This is a genomic window from Luteolibacter ambystomatis (assembly GCF_018137965.1).
Classification (GTDB): domain Bacteria; phylum Verrucomicrobiota; class Verrucomicrobiia; order Verrucomicrobiales; family Akkermansiaceae; genus Luteolibacter; species Luteolibacter ambystomatis.
Map to the genome: position 1 here is coordinate 1,652,335 of NZ_CP073100.1, position 21,981 is coordinate 1,674,315.

Below are 21,981 nucleotides of genomic sequence, written 5' to 3' on the forward strand. Positions count from 1 at the left end.
GTTGAAATGTCCGGAATCCCGATGGCCCGACAGCCTCCCAAGTTCACCCGCCACGTCTGGTCCCAGCTCTGGCGGTTGTCGAAACCGTTCTTCTTCGGGAAGACCTGGCGGCGCGCTTGGTTCCTGCTTGCAGCCCTGCTCAGCCTCTCCCTGCTGGTGACCTATGTGGGTATCAAGGCCAACATGGCCAACGGGAACTTCGTCAACGCCCTCCAGATCCGGGACGACAAAGGCTATTCGTATTGGCTGAAATTCTATCTCGCCACCTTCGCCCTCTCGGTGCCGCTGGCGGCCTTTTACCGCTACTGCGAGGAGCGCCTCGGACTGAGCTGGCGCGATGTCCTCGCCCGCACCCTGATGCAGCGGTATTTCCACAACCGCGCTTATTTCCATCTCGGCTCCAGCGAAGCCATCGACAACCCCGACCAACGTATCTCGGAGGACGCGAAGAACTTCACCATCACCACGCTTTCGTTCCTGCTCATCATCATGAACTCGGTGATCCAGATCGTGGGCTATACCGGAGTGCTGATGGCGATCTCACCGAGGCTGGTCGCCGCGTTGTTTGGCTATGCGTTTTTCGGCACCGCGGGGGCCTATCTGATCGGCAAGCGGTTGATCGGATTGAACTACATGCAGTACGAGCGTGAGGCGAATTTCCGCTACGGGCTCGTCCGGGTGCGGGACAATGCGGAGTCCATCGCCTTCTACCGCGGCGAACGACGTGAACTGAATGACCTGCGGGCACGGCTCGGGGCGGTGGTCGGAAACATGATGGTCCTCATCCGTTGGAACCGGAACCTCGCGTTCTTCACCACCGGCTACAACTCGCTGGCCCTGATCCTGCCGGTGCTTTTCGTGGCCCCGCTTTATCTGCAGGGAAAGGTGGGATTGGGGGAAATCACCAAGGCGACCGGGGCCTTCGCCGTGGTGCTGGCGGCGGTCTCGATGGTGATCACCCAGTTCGAGCGCCTGAGCGCCTTCGCGGCCGGTGTCACCCGTCTGGGCGACTTGTGGGACTATCTCGACGAACGTGATGCGGAAGACGACCTGGATCAGGAGGGTGAGAATATCGACATCTGCGAGGAAGAGCGCACGATCGTGCTGGAAGATCTCACGGTGAAGACCCCGCAGGGGCAGCGGGTGCTGCTGAAGGATCTCACCTTCCGGCTTCCTCCCGGTGGCAGCCTGCTGATCATGGGTGAGAGCGGCTCGGGGAAGAGTTCCCTGCTGCGCACCATCGCCGGACTCTGGAGTTGTGGAGAAGGCTTCATCGGCCGGCCACCGTACCGCAACATGATGTTTCTCCCGCAGCGCCCCTACATGATCCCGGGCAGCCTGCGGAACCTGCTGGAATATCCGGGAGCCAAGCAAAAGCCTGACGACAACAAACTGCGGGAGGTGCTCAAGATCGTGAATCTCCGCAACCTCGCGGGCCGCGTGGAGAATGATTTCGACCGTGAGGCGGACTGGTCCAACATGCTTTCCCTGGGTGAGCAGCAGCGCGTTTCCTTCGCCCGCCTGCTGTTGCGGAAGCCCGCCATCGCCTTCCTGGATGAATCCACCAGCGCGCTCGACGAGCCGAACGAAGAGCGGGCGTATCACTACCTGCGCGAGCATCGCTACACCTACGTCAGCGTCGGCCACCGCTCCACCTTGCTCCAGCATCACGACTGGCTGATGAAGATCGGCAAGGACGCGACCTGGGAGATTCACAAGATCTCGGAGATGGAGGAGCAGCTTCCCGATGCCGCGAGACAAGCGGGGCCCGGCCTCTGAGCAACAGGTGGCCGAGCCATTGTGTGCTCTGAATATGACGGAATGGTTGCGAAGAAAACCGTGCGCATCCGTCCGTTAGGGATGGACCTTCAAGGTTCATTCCACCCCCATGAAGCCCCGAACGTTCCTATCCCCCCTCGCGATTGTTTTCGCCGCCACCACCTTCTCCGTCAACGCCCAGTTGCTGCTGACGGAAATCCAGTCGGACGGACTCTCCGACTATTGGGAACTCACCAACACCGGTGCTTCCGCGGTCGACCTGAGCAACTGGAAGTGGGACGACGACAGCCAAAACCCGAATGACGCGGCCGCGGTGACCATCCCGAGCGGCACCAGCATTGCCGCCGGGGAATCGATCATCTTCACATCCGCCGCCAACGCGAATACTTTCCGTACCCAGTGGGGTCTTTCCAATTCGGTGCAGGTCATCACCGGCGGCCCGGGCTTCGGCCAGGACGACGGCGTGGCGTTGTTCAATGCTTCCAACGTGAAGCAGTTCTATTTCACTTACGCTTCCGGCGGCTTCACCCGTCCGGACGGTAGTTCCTCCACCGGTGGCCATGCCGGGATCTCGGCGGGCGGCACTGCCGCCAAGGCCTTGGTTTGGAATCCGGCCTCTGGCACTTCCTCGCCACGCTACACCTACGCTACCGGCACCACGCTGGGAACGTTCACGGCCCCCGGCGGTTCCACCAACATCGGCTCTCCGGGTTTCAGCGGTTACACCACCGGCGGCGGCCCGCAGATCACGCTGTCCCTCAGCGCCACCAGCACCACCTTCTCTGAAAGCGCGTCAAATCCCGCGTCCACCGGCACGGTCACCCGTGCGCTGGCCACACCGGATGCGCTGGTCGTCAATCTGACCAGCAGCGACACCACGGAAGCCACCGTGCCTGCGACGGTGACCATCCCCGCCAATCAGACTTCGGTCACCTTTCCGATCACCGCGGTCAACGACACCTTCCCCGATGGCGGCAAGACGGCGATCATCACCGCCACCGCAACCGATGCGACGAGCCCGACCCTGAGCCTCACGGTGCAGGACGATGGTGACACGCTCGACACCGCCTTCCTGCTCACCGAGATCCAGTCGAACCAGTCCGCCAACAAGCCCTCCGGCGCGGATGACTACTGGGAACTCACCAACACCAGCGCGGTCTCCCGCGATATCAGCGGCTACAGTTGGCACGACAACGGTCGCTCCGGTGCTGCGGCCCAAGCCTACAAGTTGCCATCCGGCACCACCATCGCCGCAGGCGAATCGGTGGTCTTCACCTCCATGGCTCCCGCCGCCTTCCGTGCCTGGTGGGGCATCCCGAACACCGTTCAGGTATTCCAGTCCATCGGCGCTCCCGGCCTTGGCAAGGACGACGGCATCTCGTTCTTCGATCCGGGTCAGAACGAATTGTTCTTCTTCAGCTACGCCGCCGCGGGCTTCACCAAGGCAGACGGCAATCCGTCCGTGGGTGGTCATGCAGGAGCGTCCGCTGGTGGCTCCGCCGACTCGCAGGCGCTCGTGTGGGTGCCCACCTCCGGCACCGCCAGTCCGCGCTACACGTTTGCAACCGGATCGAACTACGCGACCTTCAGCGCGGTTTCCCCTGCCACCGATCTTGGCTCGCCGGGTTCGCAGGGTGTGGTGACAGAGAACGTCGCCATCGCCGATGCCTCCATCACCGAAGGCAACAGCGGCACCAGCACCGTCTCGCTGAATGTCACCCGCTCCAGTACCTCCACCGCTTTCACGGTGAACTACGCGGTGACCGGCGGCACCGCCACCACGGGCAACGACTACGCCACGCTGGCGTCTGGCACACTGACCTTCACCAACGGCGGCGCGGCCACCCAGCCGATCCAGATCCAGGTCAATGGCGATACCACTCCGGAACCGGACGAAACCATCATCGTGACGCTTTCCAACGTCGTCAACACGACGGGCACCACGGTGCTGGCGAACTCGGTTGGCACCGCCACGATCATCAACGATGATCAGATCCTTCCGGCCATCACCACCCAGCCGGTCGGCACCACCGTCGCAAGCGGCTCCACCACCACCCTCACGGTGGCTGCCAGCGGTTTCCCTGCTCCGACGTTCCAGTGGTATATCGGCAACAGCGGCGATACCAGCCAGCCGATTTCCGGAGCCACCAGCGCGACGCTGGTGACGCCGGCCATCAATGCCAACACCCGCTTCTGGGCGCGTGCCACGAATTCCGCCGGTTCCGCGGACAGTTCCGCCGCTCTGGTCACCATCGTTTCCGGTGTGACGTCCATCGATCTCTCCAGCTATGTCCGCGTGGCCCGCTATGCGCTGCCGGAGCCGATCCTCACAGCGCTTCCCGCTGGCACGCCATCCTCCAATTATCTCTGCCAGGAAGCCTCCGGCGTGACCTACAACTGGGACACCGACACCTTGTTCATCGTCGGTGACGGCGGCCGCTCGGTCACCCAGGTTTCGAAGACCGGCGTGTTGATCGACACGATGACACTCGCACTCGGCGGCAGCCCGCAGGGCACCGAGTTCTACGATACGGAAGGCATCACCTACCTCGGCAATGGTGAGTTCGCCTTCACGGAAGAACGCGATCGCCAGATCGTGAAGTTCACCTACGCGGCCGGCACCACGCTCACGCGTTCGGCGACCAAGACGGTGAAGCTCGGCACCTTCGTCAACAACACCGGCCTCGAAGGCTTCTCCTGGGATCCGCAGACCGGCGGCTTCATCATCGTGAAGGAGATCAGCCCGATGGGCATCTTCCAGACCGGCATCGACTTCAATGCGGGCACGGCCACCAACGGCTCGCCGACCACGATCAACTCCACCGACCTCTTCGATCCGAATCTGCTCGGTATGTCCGACTTCGCGGATGTGTTCGCGCTTTCGAATCTGCCGTCCGTGACCGGGCACCCGCAAGCAGGCAATCTGCTCGTCCTGAGCCAGGAGTCGGCGCGCATCGTGAACACCGACCGCTCGGGCAACATCACCAGTTCGCTCCAGATCGTCGCCGATTCCGGCGACACGCTCTCGGTGGCGGACATGCAGCATGAAGGCCTGACCATGGACCGCGCGGGCAATCTTTACGTGGTCAATGAAAACGGTGGCGGCAACATCGACCATCCGCAACTCTGGGTCTATGCTCCTTCCTCCGCGCCGAACCAGGCTCCAACCGCCGTGGCGGTGAGCAATCCGGTGAATACGATCGCGGAGAACACCACCACTGCTTCCGCCATCAAGGTCGGTGACATCGTGGTGACGGACGATGGCAAGGGCACCAACGTCCTTACGCTTGTCGGCACGGATGCGGCGTTCTTCGAGATCACCAATTCCAGCCTCTATCTCAAGGCAGGCACCGTTCTCGATTTCGAAACCAAGAGCAGCTACAACGTCACGGTCCAGGTGGACGACGCGACACTCGGCAACACGCCGGATGCCAGCACCACCTTCACCCTGACGGTCACGGATGTGGTGAATGAAGGCTCGGGTTCGTCCTCCGTTTTCATCTCGGAAGTCAATCCGACCGGCAGCAGCAACGGTACCTACAATGCCGACTGGTTCGAGGTGACCAACGCCGGCACCACCGATCTCGACATCACCGGTTGGAAGATGGATGACAACTCCAACGGAACCAACACCTCCGACCGGGTCGCGCTCCGCGGCGTCACCACCATTCCCGCAGGCAAATCGGCGATCTTCTTCGAAGGAGCCGCCGATGGTTCCACGGATGCCACCATCCTCGCCAACTTCTGCACCGCTTGGTTCGGCACTTCCACGCCTCCGGCGGGTGTCCTCATCGGTGCCTATGGCGGTGGCAGCGTCGGACTCAGTTCCGGCGGCGATGCGGTGAATCTCTTCGATGCCGCTGGCAACCGCGTGACCGGAGTCGCCTTTGGCGCGGCCACCACCAACGTGACCTTCGATAACAAGGCAGGTCTTGGCAGCGCCACGCTTCCGCTGCCGATGGTCACCACCAAGAGCACCAACGGTGTGAATGGCGCCTTTGTCTCCTCCAATGGTGCGGAGACCGGTTCCCCGGCCGCCACCGGCCGGGTCTTCATCTCGGAAGTCAATCCGACCGGTAGCAGCAACGGCACCTACAACGCCGACTGGTTTGAGATCACCAATGCCACCGCTGTTCCACTCAATCTCACCGGCTGGAAGATGGATGACAACTCCAACGGAACCAACACCTCCGACCGGGTCGCACTCCGCGGCGTCACCACCATTCCCGCAGGCAAATCGGCGATCTTCTTCGAAGGAGCCGCCGATGGTTCCACGGATGCCACCATCCTCGCCAACTTCTGCACCGCTTGGTTCGGCACTTCCACGCCTCCGGCGGGTGTCCTCATCGGTGCCTATGGCGGTGGCAGCGTCGGACTCAGTTCCGGCGGCGATGCGGTGAATCTCTTCGACGCTGCAGGCAACCGAGTGACCGGTGTCGCCTTTGGCGCGGCCACCACCAACGTCACCTTCGACAACAAGGCAGGTATCGGCAGCGCCACGCTTCCGCTGCCGATGATCACGATCAAGAGCGCCAACGGCGTGAATGGCGCCTTTGTCTCCTCCAATGGTGCGGAGACTGGCTCCCCCGGCATTACCGGACGCGTGGTGGTGACTGAGGTCGCCCCTTGGTCCAGCAGCACCTCTGTGGGTGCCGATTGGTTCGAAGTGATGAACACCTCCGCGGTGACCGTCGATCTCACCGGCTGGAAGATGGATGACAACACGGAATCTCCCGTGGCTGCGGTCGCGCTCAATGGAGTGACCACCTTGGAGCCCGGCGAACGTGCGGTCTTCCTGGAAACCTCCACGCCCTCCACCACCATTCCGGCCTTCCTCACCAACTGGTTCGGTGCGAATCCGCCTGCCAGCCTCAAAGTCGGCAGCTACGCCGGTGACGGCGTGGGCCTGAGCACGGGTGGCGATGCGGTGAACCTTTACAACAGCAATGGTGTCCGCCAGTCCGGTGTCTCCTTCGGTGCCGCTCCCAGCAACCCTCTCGCCACCTTTGAGAACGCGACGGGCACGCCCTTCGTTGCCCTCTCCCAGCTCAGCGTGCCGGGCATCAATGGTGCCTTCGTTGCGAAGAACTCCGCCGACCAGATCGGTTCTCCGGGGGCGGTCGCCAGCAGCGGGCCGCTCGACTTCAACCTGTGGCTCAGCGCCAACAACCTGAGCTCCACCGGTTTCGGTTCCGACAGCAACGGCAATGGGTTCAAGGACGGTGTGGAGTTCTTCTTCAACGTGAAGAAGCCCGGCGACATCAAGAATCTGCCGAAGCTCACCAGCTTGGGCGGAGACAAACTGTTGTCGTTCACGACCCTCAACGGAATCTCTGGTGTGACCGGTGTGCTTGAACATTCCGACGACCTCGGCGTGGCCGACGCGTGGACTTCCGCTGCCGCCGGAACCGACTACGAAGTGGTGACCACCACCAGCGCCAACGGCCAGACCACGACCACGCTGCGCCTGCTGGGCAACGCTTCCAGCAAGTTCTGGCGCTATCGTGTGACCCAATAAACCGCCTTCATCGGTTGGTGCCAACGGCCTTCCCGGAATCCGGGAGGGCCGTTTTGATTTTCACTGGAAACCCGGAACGATATAGCCTTCCGGCGATCCTGCTCATCCACCATGCGCCATTTCACCTGCCTCCTGTTCCTCTGCCTCCTTCCTCTCTCCGTTCATGCGGAGGATGCAGGCGGCGATCATGCCTACTCGAAAACCATCACCATCACGCCTCTGATGAAGACCAAGGTGGATGCGGATGGCAAACCGATTGTCTGGCCGGAAGCGCCTGCCGAAGTCTCCGCGGTGCGCGTGGAGATCCCTCCCGGCGCGGAAACCGGCTGGCACAAGCATCCCGTGCCCTGCTTCGCCTACGTATTGGAAGGAGAACTCACCGTTCGTCTCGAATCCGGCACCACCAAATTGCTCAAAGCAGGCGACGCTTTCGCGGAAGCGGTCAACGTGATGCACAACGGCACCAACACCGGCAAGGTGCCTGTGAAGCTGGTGATGTTCGCCGCCGGCCAGGCGGACAAGCCATATGCGGAGAAGCAGGCGACGGACACCAAGCCGCGCTGAAGAGAACAGTCCGCCTCAGAGGCATACGGGGTGACTCAAAGGCGGACTGAAAATGCGAGGATGTTCTTATACGCCCTCAGCCCGAAGTCTTACGACTCCGGCTACAAAGAAAGGTTTCATGCCTTCACGCGCTCCAGCTTGATCGGGTAGGTCTTGCCCGAGTTCCACTGGGCCACGTAGATGCTCTGCTGGTCATCGATCAGGATGCCGTGCGGATACGTGAACAGCTTCGAGTCCGAGGTGATCGTGGCGAGCTTTTCACCATCGTATTGCGGCGGTGCGGCGGCGAGATTGGAGATCACCTTGCGGGATGGATCGAGCACGCAGAGCAGGCCGTTTTTGTGGCCGGTGCTCCGCAGGCACGGAATGACGGTGTGGTCGCCGTAGGGGACGATGAAGTTCGGCTCGGCGCCGGTCAGTTCCAGGATGTCCACCAATTCGCCATCGAGCGTGTAACGCTTGAGCTTCGATTCGGCGCGGGAGGTGATCCACAGCAGGTTTTTCGGATCGCGGGTGTCAACCCAGGCACCGTGCGAGCAGGCGAGATTCGCACCATTGGGGTCATTGCCGCCGAAGCACTTCACCCATTCGCCGCTCTTGTCATAGCGGTGGCACCAGCTTTTGCCGTAGCCATCCACCACGAAGAAGCCTCCATCCGGAGCCAGCGCGACGTGGGTCGGCTTGTATTCAGCCGCGGACTTGTATTTGCCGCTCTTCTCCGGATAATCCCAAGTGCGCAACACCTTGCCATCGAGCGTGGTCTTGTAAACCTGATGGCGGTCGTGGTCGGTCAGATACAACACTTCCTCGCCGTTCTCCACCGCCAGCGTCATGCCATGGGCGCCAGGATATTCCGTACCCCATTTGCCAAGAAGCTTTCCGGCACGGTCATAGATGACCATGTTGTTCTTGGTGTGGTTGGTGAAAAGGAAGATGCGGCCGTCCTTGGTCTGCACCATCGCGTGGCAATCCTTCACCGGCGTTTCCGCATCCAGCACACCCCAACCCGGAACAGCCTTCCACTGGTAGTTTCCCTGCCCCACCACCAGCGCGCCGGTGGACGGGTCCTGGGACTGGGCAAAGCCCCGGGTGCTCAAGGCCGCAATGGCGGCCGACATCGAAATCAGGAATTCGCGGCGATCAAAGTTCATCGTATGAAGGACAGACGAACCTTACGCCGTGGCAAAGGAAATACTTTCCACTAAATGCGTCGTCGCGCCGGGGGTTTTTCCCGGCGCGACGGCATCCGCGCATCAGCGCAGGAAGGCTTCGTGAAGACCGCCATCCACGGTGATAATCTGGCCGGTGGTCTTGCTCAGGCGCTCGGTGACGAGCAGGAAGTAAGCTTCGGCCTGGTCTCCCGGAGTGATCGGGGCCTTGGTCAGGGTGCGGTCCGCATAGAACTGCGCCAGCTTGTTGACCAACGATTGCGTCTCCTCGTCATCGGAATACGGAATATCGTATTTCGCGAGGCTGCCGATCACGCGGTCGCGCGGGAACATGGCGGAGCCTTGGACGACCGTGGCCGGAGCCACGCCGTTCACGCGCACCAGAGGAGCCAGTTCCATGGCCAATTCGCGGACGAGATGGTTCGCCGCCGCCTTGCTGGTGTCGTAGGCGAGGCTGCCTTTTTTCGCCACCGCGGCATTCGCGCTGGTGGTCAGGACGAGTGCGCCGCGCAGGCCCTGCTCCTTCCAAGTCTTGTAAGCCTCATCCGCCACGAAGTAGCTGCCGGTGACGTTGATATTGAACGTAAGCGCCCACTTCTCGTCCGGGATGTGGCCGGTGGTGTCGCTCGGCACGAAGATACCGGCGGTCACTTCGATGGCATCGAAGCCACCGTAGGCCAGGGCCACCTGATCCAGCATCTCGCGGATGCTGGCGCGGTCGGTGATGTTCGCACGCAGGCCGACGGCAGGACCACAGCCGGAAATGCCGCTGCCCGCCACGCCGATACCCACGCCATACTTGTCGGTGATCTCCTTGGCGGTGGCTTCCGCGGCCTCATGGTTGAGATCCACGCAAACGATGTGCGCGCCTTCCTTCACCAGACGATGGGCCGTTTCCTTGCCGATGCCGCTGCCGGCACCGATGACGATGTGGATCTGGCGGGCCAGCTCCTTCTCGGCTGGCATGCGCTGGAGCTTCGCTTCCTCCAACAGCCAGTATTCGATGTCGAAGGCTTCCTGCTGCGGCAGGGCGATGTATTCGTCGATCGCCTCGGCACCGCGCATCACTTCCACCGCGCAGTTGTAGAACTCCGCGGTCACACGCGACTCGGACTTGTCCTTGCCCCACGCGATCATGCCGATGCCCGGGATGAGGATCACCGTCGGGTTCGGATCGCGCATCGCCGGAGAGTTGGCATGCTTGCAGTTCTCGTAGTAGGTCGCGTAGTCCTTGCGATATTGGTCGAGTCCCGCTTCGAGCAGCGCCTTGAGCCTGGCGGCGTCTTCCGTCTGGGGATTCCACGCGACGTAGAGCGGCTTGATCTTCGTCCGCAGGAAATGGTCCGGGCAGGAGGTGCCAAGCTCGGCCAGACGCGGAGCATCGGCGGAGTTCACGAAGCGGAGGATCTTCTCGTCGTGTTGGACGGTGCCGATGAAACGCTTCTGCACGGACACCTTGCCGCGCAGCCATGGCAGGATCGCGGCGAGAGTCGCATCGCGTTCGATCGCGGGCAGCGGCTGGTATTTCGCACCTCCGAAGGCCGTGGCATCCCCACCGTTCGCCTGATACTTCCCTTCGATGTAGTTGGCGGCCTTCTCGATGAAATCGAGCGTGCGGATGTAGCAGGCCTTGTCATCGTCATCCCATGAGATGAAGCCGTGCTGACCCATCATGATCGCTTTGACACTGGGATCCTTCTTTTCGATTTCCTGCATCGCCAGACCCAGCTCGAAACCGGGCCGCATCCACGGCACGTAAGACATCTCGCTGCCGAAAATCTCCTCGGTCAACTCCTCGCAGCGGCTGCTCGCGGCGATGGCAATGATCGCATTCGGGTGCATGTGGTCCACATGCTTGCCGGTGAGGAAGCTGTGGAGCGGCGTGTCGATCGAGGACGCGCGCGGGTTGAGATTGAAAGTCGTGTGGGTGAACATGCCGACCATCGAGTCCTCGGCCGGAGTCTTCAGTCCGTTGTCCGGGAGCGCGGCGTAGATACGCTGGAGACCGAGCAGCTTGTCCTGATACAGGGACGAGAAGTTCTCGCGCTTGCTGGTGCGCAGGTCGCCGCCGGAACCCTTCACCCACAGCACTTCCACTTCCTTGCCTGTGAGCGGATCCTTCTCGATCACCTTGGACGAGGTATTGCCGCCGCCCGTGTTGGTGATGCGCTGGTCACTGCCGAGAAGGTTCGAACGATAGACCAGCCGGTCCACGGGATCGAGCTTCGCGGCATGGGAATCGTCCCATTTGTAGCTCACGTGATGATATTCTTCTGGTTTGACCATGGTAGGTAGGTTTGAGAAGGAATGATGCCTCGCGCTTGAAGTGCAGCATTAAAACCGCTAGATCAACAGAAAATCCCACAATTTCCCACATGCTGCCCGTAGAGCGCCAAAATCGCATCCTCAAACTGGCCCGGACCAACGGCACGGTACGCACCATCGATCTGGCCAAGGACTTCGACGTGGCCGAAGAAACGATCCGCCGCGACCTCGACTTCCTGAGCCGCCGGGGACACCTGAAGCGGACGCATGGCGGCGCGATGGATAATTCCGCCCCGCTTGCAGAACTTCCTTATTCTGAAAGAGAAAGCCGCCAACTCGATGAGAAAACCGCCATCGCCAAGGAAGCGATCCGGCTCATTTTACCTGGGGAAACCATTCTCATTGATGCCAGCTCGACCGCCCTGCAACTGGTCTCCCACATCCCCGTCGGCCTGCCGCTGCGGGTGGTGAGCCACTCGATTGCGGTGATGGAACGCCTGTCGGGTCATGAAAGCGTGGAGTTGGTCCAGCTAGGCGGCGTCTACGAGCCCCGGGGTCGCCGCTACAGCGGTATGCTCACGGAGCTTTCTCTCCGCGCCCTGCGGATCGACCGTTTCTTTTTCTCCGCCAGCGGCCTCGACCCGCTCCGCGGACTCAGCGAGCCGAATTCCGAACAGGCCCGCCTGAAACGGTTGATGATCGAGCATGCCACTTGGAACTGCGCCTTGATCGACCACACGAAAATGGGTGGCCAGGATGATTTCTTTTTCGCCCAGCTCCATGACGTCAACACCGTCGTCACCGACGGGAAAGCCCGCGGCTATGCCAAGGCGAACTTCAAGAGCGTGCCTTTCGACCTGAAATTCAGCCGTTGAGGTTCTTCCTCTTTCTGTGGAACCCACATCCGATTTGGGGAAATTTGACCGAAAATGTGATTTTTCTTCCGTTTTTCCCCGTTTATCCATGAATCGCTCTCACCATGACTGAACCCGAGCTGATTCACGGAGAACCCAGTTGGCGGCTGTCCAACGATGTGGTGGACCTCGCGGTCACCCGCCAGGCCGGCCACCTGGCTCCGGTGACGTTCCGGCTGGGCGATCGCACGGTATCCCCCTACTCGCTGTCTCCATGGAAGCCGGATGAGGTTGAGGAGGATCTGCCTTATCTACTCCGGGTGCTGCGCGGGGATTTTTTCTGTATCCCCTTCGCCGGTTCGAAGGAACTGCCGCCCCATGGCGACTCCGCCAACCAGGAGTGGGACCTCCTCCTGGCGTCACCCGATCGCCTCAAGCTTTCCATCCCCGGCGGTGTGGAGGGAGCCACGGTGGAAAAGATCATCCAAGTTCGCGATGGAGAAACGGCGGTCTATCAGGACCACCGCCTGAACGGCTGGGATGGCGAATACAACTACGGCAATCATCCGATCCTCGATCTCTCCAGTCTGCCGGAGGGCGCCGGTCGTGTGACCGTATCCCCTTTCCGGTGGGCCTCCGTTTTCGATGGCGTGTTCGCGAACCCCGAGCAGGAGGAATACGGCCTGTTGGCCTCCGGCCAGACTTTCACCGATCTCCGCACCGTGCCCTTGGCTGCGGGTGGCACCACCGATCTGACGCATTATCCCGTCCGTGCCGGTTCCGAGGATCTGGTGATGATGGCGAACGAGCCGGCCACCGATGCACAACCGTTCGCGTGGTCGGCGGTCGTGCTGGATGGCTATGTGTGGTTCAGCCTGAAGAACCCCGCCGACTTTCCCGCCACGCTTTTCTGGCTTTCCAATGGCGGACGCCACCGCTCGCCATGGAAAGCCCGCCACCTCGGCCGCATCGGCATCGAGGAAGTCTGCTCCTATTTCTGCTACGGTCTCGAAGAGGCAAGAGAGAACCGTCTCGCGGATCCGGGCATCCCCACCACCCGCCGCTTCCATCCGGACGAGACGGTTTCGCTTCGTACGGTACAAGCCGTAGCTGCGGTTCCCTCCGGCTTCGGTGCCGTCGCCACCATCACTCCTGATGGCCCCTCTCAGGTGGCCATCCGCGACGAACACGGAACGACCGTCACCGCCAAGGTCGACTGGTCCTACGTTCTCTAACAGACATCTCAACAATCGCATCTCATCTCATCCCATGACCCAACCCCGTACCACGAAAGACCTGACCACGCGTTCGGGCAACGTCCGTGCCGCCGTTGAAGCGCATCTCGAAGAAACCGGCGGCCTGCTGCGCCTCGCTCCCTGCTGGGTGCCGCGTTCGTTCCTCCAGCCGGGCAAGCGCCTGAAGCTGCATCCGGACGACCTCTACGCCTTCGGCTTGAACCGCGGCGGCATCGACGAACGCTGGTTCGCCTCCACCACCGAAGCCGCCAATGACAACCGCACCGAAGACGAGGGCCTGTCCTACGTGGTCGTGGGTAACGAGCGCTTCACGCTGAAGGAAGCCGTCGCCGAATGCGGCGCCGCCCTCATCGGCGAGGCGATCTGGAACAAGTATGGCAAGTGGCCGGTGTATTCGAAGTTCTTCGACAACATGGGGCCGATCCCGCACCACATGCACCAGGACGCCGCCCAGGCCGCGCTCGTGGGACAGGAAGGCAAGCCGGAGTCCTACTACTTCCCGCCGCAGCACAACAACGTCGGCAACAACTTCCCCTACACCTTCATGGGCTTCGAGCCCGGCACCACGAAGGAACAGGTGCGCGAGTGCATCGCCAACTGGAACAAGGGTGACAATGGCATCCTCGATCTCTCGAAGGCCTACCGCCTGAAGCCCGGTACCGGCTGGCTGATCGATCCGTGCATCCTCCACGCCCCGGGTTCGCTCTGCACCTATGAGCCGCAGTGGGGTTCCGATGTCTTCGGCATGTATCAGTCCCTTGTTGAGGGCCGCGAAGTGCCGTGGGATCTTCTCGTAAAGGACATGCCTGCGGACAAACATCAGGACATCGACTTCATCGTCGACCAGCTTCACTGGGAGAAGAACGTCGACCCGAACTTCAAGGACAACCACTACCTCGAGCCGGTCGTCGCCGAGGAAAGCGAAGGCCACGTCGACAAGTGGATCGTCTACGGCAAGGTGGACAACTTCCAGTACTTCACCGCGAAGGAACTCACCCTCAAGCCCGGCGCGAAGGTCACCGTGAAGGACAATGGCGCCTACGGCCTGATCGTCGTCGCCGGTGAAGGCCATGCCAACAAGCTGCGCCTGAACTGCCCGAAGCTGATCCGCTTCCACGATCTCACGCAGGACGAATTCTTCGCCACCGAAGCCGCCGCGAAGGCCGGTGTGGTGTTCGAGAACACCTCGGAAACCGAGGACCTCGTCTGCCTGCGCTACTTCGGCCCGGAAGTGAATCCGGATGCCCCGGCGCTGGGTGCCTATAAGAAATAATCCAACACCGCGGATGGACGCGAATCCGCATGAACGAAGAAGCTATTAGAGCCCTTCTGATTTCGTGTTCATTCGTGTCATTCGTGGTTCAACCCCTTTGATCTCCTTTACCCCATGAAACTTCACAATGCGATGTGGCCCGGCCTGGTTGGCAAAGAACCCGGCACCGATCACCCACCGATCTCCCTCGATCACATGCTCGAGCTGACCGCGGCATCCTCCGTGAACGGCCGCAGGTTCGATGGCATCGACCTCTTCCTCTTCCACCCGCACATCGATCCGGATGCATCCGAGGCCGAACTGCGTGCGATGGCGGACAAGATCGCTTCCCGCAATCTTTCCGTCGGCTCGCTGGTGGCTCCCGTCTGGCCCGGCACGGTTGGCGGCTGCGCCTTCGGCACCGATGAGGATCGCAAGAACTTCGTGCTGGCAGTCGAAAAGGCCTGCCGTATCGCGAAGATCCTCAACGAGCACGGTGTCCGCAAATCCGGCATCATCCGCATCGACTCCGCGGGTGGTCCGGAGGCTTTCCTTCAGGACACCGTCGGCAATACCAAGAAGCTCGCTGAAACTTTCCGCGAAGCTGGCAAGGTCGCCGAACAGCACGGCGAGCGCCTCGCCGCCGAAGGTGAGATCTGCTGGGGCGGCATGCACTCGTGGAAGGCGATGGTAAACACGTTGGAAGCGACCAACCTGCCCGGCATCGTCGGCTTCCAGGCGGACCTCGCCCACACCTATCTCTATCTCCTCGGCTACAATGCCCCGGAGGCAGCCTTGCTCGCCGCCGACTACACCGAGGAGGAATTCTGGAACGCCTACGCCCAGATGACCGACGTGCTGCGCCCGTGGACGATCGACTTCCACGTCGCCCAGAACGACGGCTCCGTACACGGCACCGGTTCCCACGACAAGACCGGCCGCCACTGCCCGGCGGATGATCCGAACGGCAAGCTCGATATCGCCCGCGCCTCCACCTACTGGCTCAAGGGCGCGGCCGACCGCGGCATCCAGCACATCTGTTGGGATGGCTGCATGTTCCCGAATGCCACCCTCGAAAACCCATCCACCTGGGACACCATCCTCGCCACCATGATCCAGGTGGACGAAGCCCTCTAACCTCCTTCACAACATGTCCAAAAAGGAAATCCGCATCGGCCTCATCGGCTATGGCTTCATGGGCCGCACCCATTCGAATGCCTACTCGCAGCTCACACACTTCTTCGATACCCAGCATGTTCCCGTCCGCCAGGCCGTCTGCGGTCGCGATGAGGAGAAGGTGAAAGCCTTCGCCGAGAAGTGGGGCTACGCCTCCTATGAAACCGACTGGCGCGAGCTGGTGAAGCGTGAAGACATCGACGCGATCGACATCTGCACGCCGAACGACTCCCACGCCGAAATCGCACTGGAGTGCATCAAGCATGGCAAGATGATCCTCTGCGAAAAGCCTCTCGCCCTCAATGGCGAGCAAGGCGAGCAGATGGTGAAGGCGGTGGAGGCTTCCGGCCTGCCGAACCTTGTCTGGTACAACTACCGCTTCCTTCCGGCCGTCACGCTGGCGAAGAACATCGTCGATGCCGGTGAACTCGGCCGCGTTTTCCACTACCGCGCGAACTTCCTGCAGGACTGGACCATCTCCCAGGATCTGCCGCAGGGCGGTGCCGGGCTGTGGCGTCTCGATGCCGCTGCCGCAGGCTCCGGTGTGACCGGTGACCTGCTCGCCCACTGCATCGACACTGCCCGTTGGATCAACGGTGACATCGTGCAGGTGTCCGCCATGACCGAGACCTTCATCAAGGAACGCGTCCACACCGCCACCGGTGAGAAGCAGGCCGTCACCATCGATGATGCCTGCGCTTTTCTGGCCCGCTTCGAGAACGGTTCGCTGGCGATCTTCGAGTCCACCCGCTACGCCCGTGGTCACAAGGCGCTCTATACCTTCGAGATCAACGGCGAGAAGAAGTCGCTGGCCTGGGATCTCCACGATCTCAACCGCCTCTCTTACTTCGACCACGGTGTTCCGGGCGACCGCCGGAGCTGGGGCAGCATCCACTGCTCGGATGGAGATCATCCCTACGCGGGCAACTGGTGGGTGCCGGGCCTCTGCCTCGGCTACGAACACTCGTTCATCCACGAGCTGTATGAGTTCTTCAGGTCGCTCGATGATCCTTCCGCCAAGAAGGCTTATCCGGACTTCCGCCACGCCCTCGGCACGCAGTATGTCTGCGATGCCGTCCTCGAGTCCGCAAAGACCGGACAGTGGGTGGACGTGAAGAAGGCTTGATCGGTTTCCCCTCTCAAACGAGAGCCACCGGTTCGCTCCAGATCGAGTATCGGACGACCGGTGGCCTCAAGTCCGCGTCTTTTTTGCGGACGGTTGAAGCTTCCAAACGAAAGCACGACCGGAACCCTTGCGGCGGACAAGCCCGATGTCCTCCTCCAGCATGCGCGTCCATTCCGGACACGGCCGCTCATAGGGCAATGCCAGGCTCTCACGGAGCTCAAGCCAGGTGGCACCATCCGCACGCGCTTGCAAATGCCGCTGGATGGCTGTTTTGAATTCAGAATAGCGCACGGCAAACTCCTGTTGGGATGGTTCAGGGTATGCCAACCACACGCTCGTCGCCAATCATCAAATATCTCCGTGCGTCGGCCCGGCGAACCCCGGCGGACACCGCCACGTTTCCAACAAGTTCCGCCGTTAGCACAACCTTAGCTCATCAACATCGCCGCCGCGAGTACCGTGGCGACGGCCACCAGGCCGGAGATGTGCGTGAAACCGTAGCCGCTCTTCCCTCTCGTCGGGGTATCCGGTACGGGATCGTCATGGACATAGGCTCGTGTGTTCATGGCTGGTTGGTTCGGGATGAATCCCTTCCCTAGCTCCGCACATGCCAGTGGCATTGCTCCGCCAATATCTCGCTCATCATGTGTGCATTGTGAGCATTTGCACTCATCTCCAACAAGCCGGTGAAAGGCCTCTTCCGATGCATTCCTAAATGTGGAAGTGCATTTTGCCCTGCTTGGGGAAGGCCGTGCAAATTTTTCGAGCATCCTATCCGGGATGTGACAGGATACGGGAAAGTCCCGGATGAACGAGCCTTCCCTCCGCGCTGTTAGATCCCGTCCTCCTCAGCGGCGGAAATCCTCTGCCGATGCCTTGTCCGGCATCTGGGCAGTCAGCTTGAGCGCGTTCGTCATCGGTATCGCGTGGTTCGGTCGTGAGATCATCGTGCCACTCGCCTTGGCCGCTTTGCTGACTTTCCTCTTGATTCCACTGGTAGATCGCCTGCAACGCTGGATCGGCCGGGTGGCGGCGGTGATCCTGACGATGCTGCTGATTCTAGGCGGCACCATCGCCGCGGGTTGGTCGATCTCTCACCAAGCCGTGGATCTCGCGAACCGGCTGCCGGACTACAAGGAGAACCTCCGTGCCAAACTGCAATCGATCCAGATGCCCAGCGGTGCCGGCTTCAAACGTCTTTCCGATACCTTCGAGGATCTGAAGAAGGATCTCCCCGCCGGTCTCGGTGCAAAGCCTGATGAGAAAGCCAAACCCGCCACCCCTGCCGCCGAAACGCCGCTGCCGGTGAAGGTGATGGATGACGGCAAAGGGCATTCCCTCGAGCTCATCCAATCGCTTGCCTCCCCCGTGCTTGGCCCGCTCGGCACCGCGTCCCTCGTCCTGCTGCTGGTGACATTCATGCTCTTGAAACATGAGGACCTGCGCTCGCGCTTCATCCGGTTGATGGGCCAGGGCCGCATCAGCTCCACCACCCGGGCTCTCGATGACGCGGGCATGCGCATCCGCCGCTACCTGCTGATGCAGCTGGTGGTGAATCTCATCTATGGCCTCGCCCTGTGCGTCGGCCTCTATTTCATCGGCGTGCCGAATGCCTTGCTGTGGGGTGCGCTGGCGGCAGGGCTGCGGTTTATTCCTTATATTGGTCCGTGGATCGCCGCCTCGTTTCCGATGCTGTTGTCGCTGGCCGTCTCACCATCGTGGCTGACTCCGGCGCTGACACTCGGATTGTTCATCGCCATCGAACTGGTGACGAACAACGTGCTTGAACCATGGCTCTATGGATCAAGCACCGGAGTTTCCTCCATGGCCTTGATCGTGGCAGCGGTGTTCTGGACGTGGCTGTGGGGACCAGTGGGGCTGGTGCTGTCCACTCCCCTCACCGTCTGCCTGGTGGTGATGGGCCGTCACATACCACAGCTATCGTTTCTCAGCGTCCTGCTCAGTGAGGAAGACGCGCTCACACCCGCGGAGGATTTCTACCACCGTCTGCTGCGCCGCGGCGAACACGACGAGAGCGACCAGATCGAATCCTACCTCAAGGAGAACTCCATCAACGATCTCTATGACGCGGTGCTGATCCCCGTGATGATCGCAGCCGAGGAAGACTACGCCCGCGGCATGGTCGATGAGGAACAGCGCGAATGGGTGATCCGTGCTTTGCGATCCATCGTAGAGGATCTGGATCACAGCGAGCCCACGCCATCCTCCGAGGGCTCATCGCAGCCGGTCTGCCGCGTTTACTGCCTGCCCGCCCGCGCCGAGCGTGATGAACTGGTCGGCGCGATGCTGGCCAACGCTCTGCATCACGAGGGCTTCGATGCCCGCCACGCGGTCGGACGCAGGATGGCGAAGGAACTGGTGACCCAGTTCAGCGAAGATCCCACGGACATCGTTTTCATTTCCGCGGTGGAACCCACCACCGCCAACCACGCCCGTGCGCTCTGCGAAAAAATCCGCTCCAGCGTGCCCGATCAGAGGATCGTCATCGGGCTGTGGGGCAGGCAGGGCGACATCGAGGAAACCACCGAGGATCTCAAGCTCTCCGGCGCGGATGAAGTTTTCGCCAGCATCGCCGAGGCCGTGGCCTTCTGCGAAGGCTTCGCCCTGCAATGGGCCGATGATGTGATGGAGGCTCCCCGTCCCGACAATGAGGATGAACGCCAGCACAGCTTGGAACAACTCGACCTTCTTTCCCCGGAGCCAATGCCGGCACTCGACCGCCTTACGGCAAAGCTGGCCCGCGTTTTCGAAGTGCCCGTGGCCAGCGTCACGCTCGTGGACAAGCACCGCCAGTTCTTCCGTGCCAACAGTGGCCTGCCACCCAGCCTTCGCGAGACCCCGCGCGATCTCTCCGTCTGTGGCCACGTGGTCTATCAGGACGAGCTGTTGGTCGTGGAGGATCTTCTGCGTGACAGACGCTTCGCCAACAACCTGTTCCTAAAACAACACGGCATCCGCTTCTATGCCGGGGCACCGATCCATGCCAGTGACGGCCAACCCATCGGCTCGCTCTGCCTGATGGACACCAGGCCGCGCCGTTTTTCCAAACGGGAACGCCGGCTTCTCTCCGAGCACGCGGAAGAACTCTCGCGTGAAATCGGCCTATTGCCGGAGGAGGACTAGGTTGAATCGACATTTAAAGCGTGAGGCCGGGTGTCTCTGATGCCTCGCCGCATTCCAAATCCAAAGCGCCCTTTGGATGCTTCTCATCCAAAGCAAAATGAATGTCGACTCAACCTAGCCCTCGGCCAGTTCGGCCTCCAGCCATTGCTCGAAGGCAGCGTGGTCCTTCAGATCATATTGCCAGGACCTCAAACCTGCTTTGCGACCGGCGGCGATGTTCGCCGGCAGGTCGTCGATGTAGCGGGTTTGCTCCGGCACCAATCCGTGAGCCTCGATGGCATGCTGATAGATCACCGGGTCGGCCTTGATCGCTCCGACCTCGAAAGAAAGCACGGCACCATGGAACCGCGAGAAGCGCGGAAAGGCTTCGGTGATCCACGGCCAATGGATCGAGTTGATGTTTGAGAACAGGATCAAGCGATGCCCTTCCTCAGCCAGCCGCTCCACCACCTGCCACATCGGTGCGTTGGGCACGAAGATGCTTCTCCACACGCTGCGGAACTCATCCGGGGTCGCTTCGGACTCCAGTCGTTCCAGCGACCAGTCAATGAACTCATCCTCCGGAATCTTTCCGGCCTCGAAGTCATCCTTGCGCTCCAGCAACCGCTCCAAGCGTCCGCGGCGATCTTCGCAATCCACGGGCAGTAACTTTTCCAAAGATCTCTCGTATTCGAAGTCGAGCAACACCCGGCCAATATCGAACAGGAAGGTCATGAGCCGCTCTTCGTTTTTCCCGCCAGCGTATCGAGAATGAAACGAGCCGCGTGCAACGCTCCCGCATTCCGTCCATGACGGGCCAGCGCCTGCTTCATCTGTCGCCAGCGCGCTCCACCATCCGACAAGAGGTCCGCGGTCGTCGAACCCACCAAAGCAGGCGTGGACGCCAAGCCACCGCCACCGATCGATTCGAGAAGACGGAGATTCCCCTCTTCCTGCCCCGGCACCAGATGATGGATGATCATCGGACAACGCGCGGCGATCGCCTCATGAACGGTGGCACCGCCGGCCTTGCCCACGATCAGATGATGGGTGTTCAACAACTGCGGCACGCGCCGGGTCCAACCGATGATCCGCACCCGGCCCTTGTAGGTGTCCTTGATCTCCTTCGCCCGGCTCCACAGCAGTCGCACGTTGCGACCCAGCACGATGGTCAGCTTCACCTTCGGCGAGATGTCCAGCAGCGCGCGGCTGATGCGGCGGACGTAAGGCAGCTTCGCGGTCGGGAAATAGAGGATGCGGAAGGCCTCGCAGGAGTCGTTGCATTCCACCGGCTCCAGTTCGGAAAAGGCCGGGTTCACCGGAAAGCCGGTGTCGATGATGCGGGTGGCATCCAAGCCGCTGCGGATCATCGCCTCCCGTGTCGCCGGATCAGTCACCAACCAGTAGTCGGTGGGCGCTTTCAGCCAGGCCGCGTTGATCTCGATGGAATCCGTCACCACCGTAAAGACCGGCACCTTCTTCCCGCTCTTGGAGAAAATGCGCTCAAGGAAATAAGGATAAAGCGGATACGTGGCCACCACGGCATCGGCTTGGAATTCCTCCACCAGCTTGGCAAGGTGGTTCTCCGGCTTGCGCATCAGCGGCAGCCGCTGGCGGCGGAAGTCCTGGCGGTCGGTGGATCGGTAGATCCGCGCCCACAGCCGGGGGCTGTAGGTCGTCACAAAGCGGTAGCCGCGGGCCAGCAGATCGGTGGAGAAAGGAGCGCCCAGCTTGCACGGGTCCGCCACGCGGGTGACCGCCCCTTGGGCATCCAAGGCCAGCCCCAGATTGCGGGCGGCGCTGTTGTGGCCTTCGCCGAAGGCGGCGGTGATGATGAGGATTCGGGGCGGCATTCGGGGCTCGTGCCCGGTTTTTAAAGTCATCCGGACGTTGCGTCGA

General features: G+C 61.5%; 14 protein-coding genes. 9 read left to right on the plus strand and 5 right to left on the minus strand.

Translation table 11 applies throughout. The annotated features are described in order from the left end of the window. Positions 1-21: 21 nt before the first annotated feature. The 3 genes from KBB96_RS06405 to KBB96_RS06415 all read left to right on the plus strand — a co-directional run bounded on the left by KBB96_RS06405 (position 22) and on the right by KBB96_RS06415 (position 7,861). The gene (locus KBB96_RS06405; protein WP_211633677.1) at positions 22-1,779 is read left to right on the plus strand and encodes an ABC transporter ATP-binding protein/permease; all 1,758 of its coding nucleotides are present in this window, start codon (positions 22-24) and stop codon (positions 1,777-1,779) included. A 109-nt stretch (positions 1,780-1,888) separates the two neighbouring features. Next, positions 1,889-7,297, plus strand: coding sequence for a lamin tail domain-containing protein (locus tag KBB96_RS06410; protein ID WP_211633680.1), 5,409 nt, complete (start codon positions 1,889-1,891; stop codon positions 7,295-7,297). A 111-nt stretch (positions 7,298-7,408) separates the two neighbouring features. Then, positions 7,409-7,861, plus strand: a complete 453-nt coding sequence (locus tag KBB96_RS06415; protein ID WP_211633682.1) for a cupin domain-containing protein — start codon at positions 7,409-7,411, stop codon at positions 7,859-7,861. 116 nt (positions 7,862-7,977) lie between these two features. Here the strand turns inward: KBB96_RS06415 and KBB96_RS06420 are convergent, their stop codons facing one another. Both KBB96_RS06420 and KBB96_RS06425 read right to left on the minus strand, forming a co-directional pair. Continuing rightward, on the minus strand, positions 7,978-9,012 hold the full coding sequence (locus KBB96_RS06420) for an NHL repeat-containing protein (RefSeq protein ID WP_211633685.1): 1,035 nt from the start codon (positions 9,010-9,012) through the stop codon (positions 7,978-7,980). Between the two features lie 102 nt (positions 9,013-9,114). Beyond that, positions 9,115-11,316: a bifunctional rhamnulose-1-phosphate aldolase/short-chain dehydrogenase gene (locus KBB96_RS06425; protein WP_211633687.1), complete on the minus strand. Its 2,202-nt coding sequence runs from the start codon at positions 11,314-11,316 to the stop codon at positions 9,115-9,117. 89 nt (positions 11,317-11,405) lie between these two features. Here KBB96_RS06425 and KBB96_RS06430 point away from each other — a divergent pair, with 89 nt between their 5' ends. The 5 genes from KBB96_RS06430 (at position 11,406) to KBB96_RS06450 (ending at position 16,959) form a co-directional block, all read left to right on the plus strand. Beyond that, entirely contained in the window at positions 11,406-12,170 is a 765-nt protein-coding gene (locus tag KBB96_RS06430; RefSeq protein WP_211633689.1) for a DeoR/GlpR family DNA-binding transcription regulator, read from the plus strand. Between the two features lie 104 nt (positions 12,171-12,274). Then, a complete protein-coding gene (locus tag KBB96_RS06435) occupies positions 12,275-13,384 on the plus strand; it encodes a hypothetical protein (protein ID WP_211633691.1) in 1,110 nt (369 codons plus the stop codon). 34 nt (positions 13,385-13,418) lie between these two features. Next, positions 13,419-14,678 carry a cupin domain-containing protein gene (locus tag KBB96_RS06440; RefSeq protein WP_211633693.1) on the plus strand — a complete coding sequence of 420 codons (1,260 nt, stop codon included), beginning with the start codon at positions 13,419-13,421 and terminating at the stop codon, positions 14,676-14,678. A gap of 114 nt (positions 14,679-14,792) precedes the next feature. Beyond that, positions 14,793-15,794, plus strand: coding sequence for a sugar phosphate isomerase/epimerase family protein (locus KBB96_RS06445; RefSeq protein WP_226373658.1), 1,002 nt, complete (start codon positions 14,793-14,795; stop codon positions 15,792-15,794). A gap of 13 nt (positions 15,795-15,807) precedes the next feature. After that, on the plus strand, positions 15,808-16,959 hold the full coding sequence (locus KBB96_RS06450) for a Gfo/Idh/MocA family protein (RefSeq protein WP_211633696.1): 1,152 nt from the start codon (positions 15,808-15,810) through the stop codon (positions 16,957-16,959). A 428-nt stretch (positions 16,960-17,387) separates the two neighbouring features. On the opposite strand, the gene KBB96_RS06455 is transcribed toward KBB96_RS06450, so the two are convergent. Next, positions 17,388-17,525 (minus strand): hypothetical protein, encoded by a 138-nt coding sequence (locus tag KBB96_RS06455; protein WP_211633698.1) that lies wholly within the window; start codon positions 17,523-17,525, stop codon positions 17,388-17,390. A gap of 310 nt (positions 17,526-17,835) precedes the next feature. On the opposite strand from KBB96_RS06455, the gene KBB96_RS06460 reads away from it, so the two are divergent. Then, positions 17,836-20,103, plus strand: a complete 2,268-nt coding sequence (locus KBB96_RS06460; protein ID WP_211633701.1) for an AI-2E family transporter — start codon at positions 17,836-17,838, stop codon at positions 20,101-20,103. 114 nt (positions 20,104-20,217) lie between these two features. Here the strand turns inward: KBB96_RS06460 and KBB96_RS06465 are convergent, their stop codons facing one another. Together KBB96_RS06465 and KBB96_RS06470 are read right to left on the minus strand one after the other, a co-directional pair. Then, complete coding sequence (locus KBB96_RS06465) at positions 20,218-20,817, minus strand: HAD family hydrolase (RefSeq protein ID WP_211633703.1); 600 nt, start codon at positions 20,815-20,817, stop codon at positions 20,218-20,220. Further along, on the minus strand, positions 20,814-21,935 hold the full coding sequence (locus tag KBB96_RS06470; protein WP_211633706.1) for an MGDG synthase family glycosyltransferase: 1,122 nt from the start codon (positions 21,933-21,935) through the stop codon (positions 20,814-20,816). Before KBB96_RS06470 ends, KBB96_RS06465 begins: the two co-directional genes overlap by 4 nt. Between the last annotated feature and the right edge of the window lie 46 nt (positions 21,936-21,981).

Bases quoted from the DNA above. Each gene is read 5' to 3' on its own strand.
- KBB96_RS06465 (WP_211633703.1), bottom strand. From the start codon at position 20,817: ATGACCTTCCTGTTCGATATTGGCCGGGTGTTGCTCGACTTCGAATAC.
- KBB96_RS06470 (WP_211633706.1), bottom strand. From the start codon at position 21,935: ATGCCGCCCCGAATCCTCATCATCACCGCCGCCTTCGGCGAAGGCCAC.
- KBB96_RS06405 (WP_211633677.1), top strand. From the start codon at position 22: ATGGCCCGACAGCCTCCCAAGTTCACCCGCCACGTCTGGTCCCAGCTC.
- KBB96_RS06410 (WP_211633680.1), top strand. From the start codon at position 1,889: ATGAAGCCCCGAACGTTCCTATCCCCCCTCGCGATTGTTTTCGCCGCC.
- KBB96_RS06450 (WP_211633696.1), top strand. From the start codon at position 15,808: ATGTCCAAAAAGGAAATCCGCATCGGCCTCATCGGCTATGGCTTCATG.
- KBB96_RS06445 (WP_226373658.1), top strand. From the start codon at position 14,793: ATGAAACTTCACAATGCGATGTGGCCCGGCCTGGTTGGCAAAGAACCC.
- KBB96_RS06455 (WP_211633698.1), bottom strand. From the start codon at position 17,525: ATGAACACACGAGCCTATGTCCATGACGATCCCGTACCGGATACCCCG.
- KBB96_RS06440 (WP_211633693.1), top strand. From the start codon at position 13,419: ATGACCCAACCCCGTACCACGAAAGACCTGACCACGCGTTCGGGCAAC.
- KBB96_RS06415 (WP_211633682.1), top strand. From the start codon at position 7,409: ATGCGCCATTTCACCTGCCTCCTGTTCCTCTGCCTCCTTCCTCTCTCC.
- KBB96_RS06420 (WP_211633685.1), bottom strand. From the start codon at position 9,012: ATGAACTTTGATCGCCGCGAATTCCTGATTTCGATGTCGGCCGCCATT.
- KBB96_RS06435 (WP_211633691.1), top strand. From the start codon at position 12,275: ATGACTGAACCCGAGCTGATTCACGGAGAACCCAGTTGGCGGCTGTCC.
- KBB96_RS06425 (WP_211633687.1), bottom strand. From the start codon at position 11,316: ATGGTCAAACCAGAAGAATATCATCACGTGAGCTACAAATGGGACGAT.
- KBB96_RS06430 (WP_211633689.1), top strand. From the start codon at position 11,406: ATGCTGCCCGTAGAGCGCCAAAATCGCATCCTCAAACTGGCCCGGACC.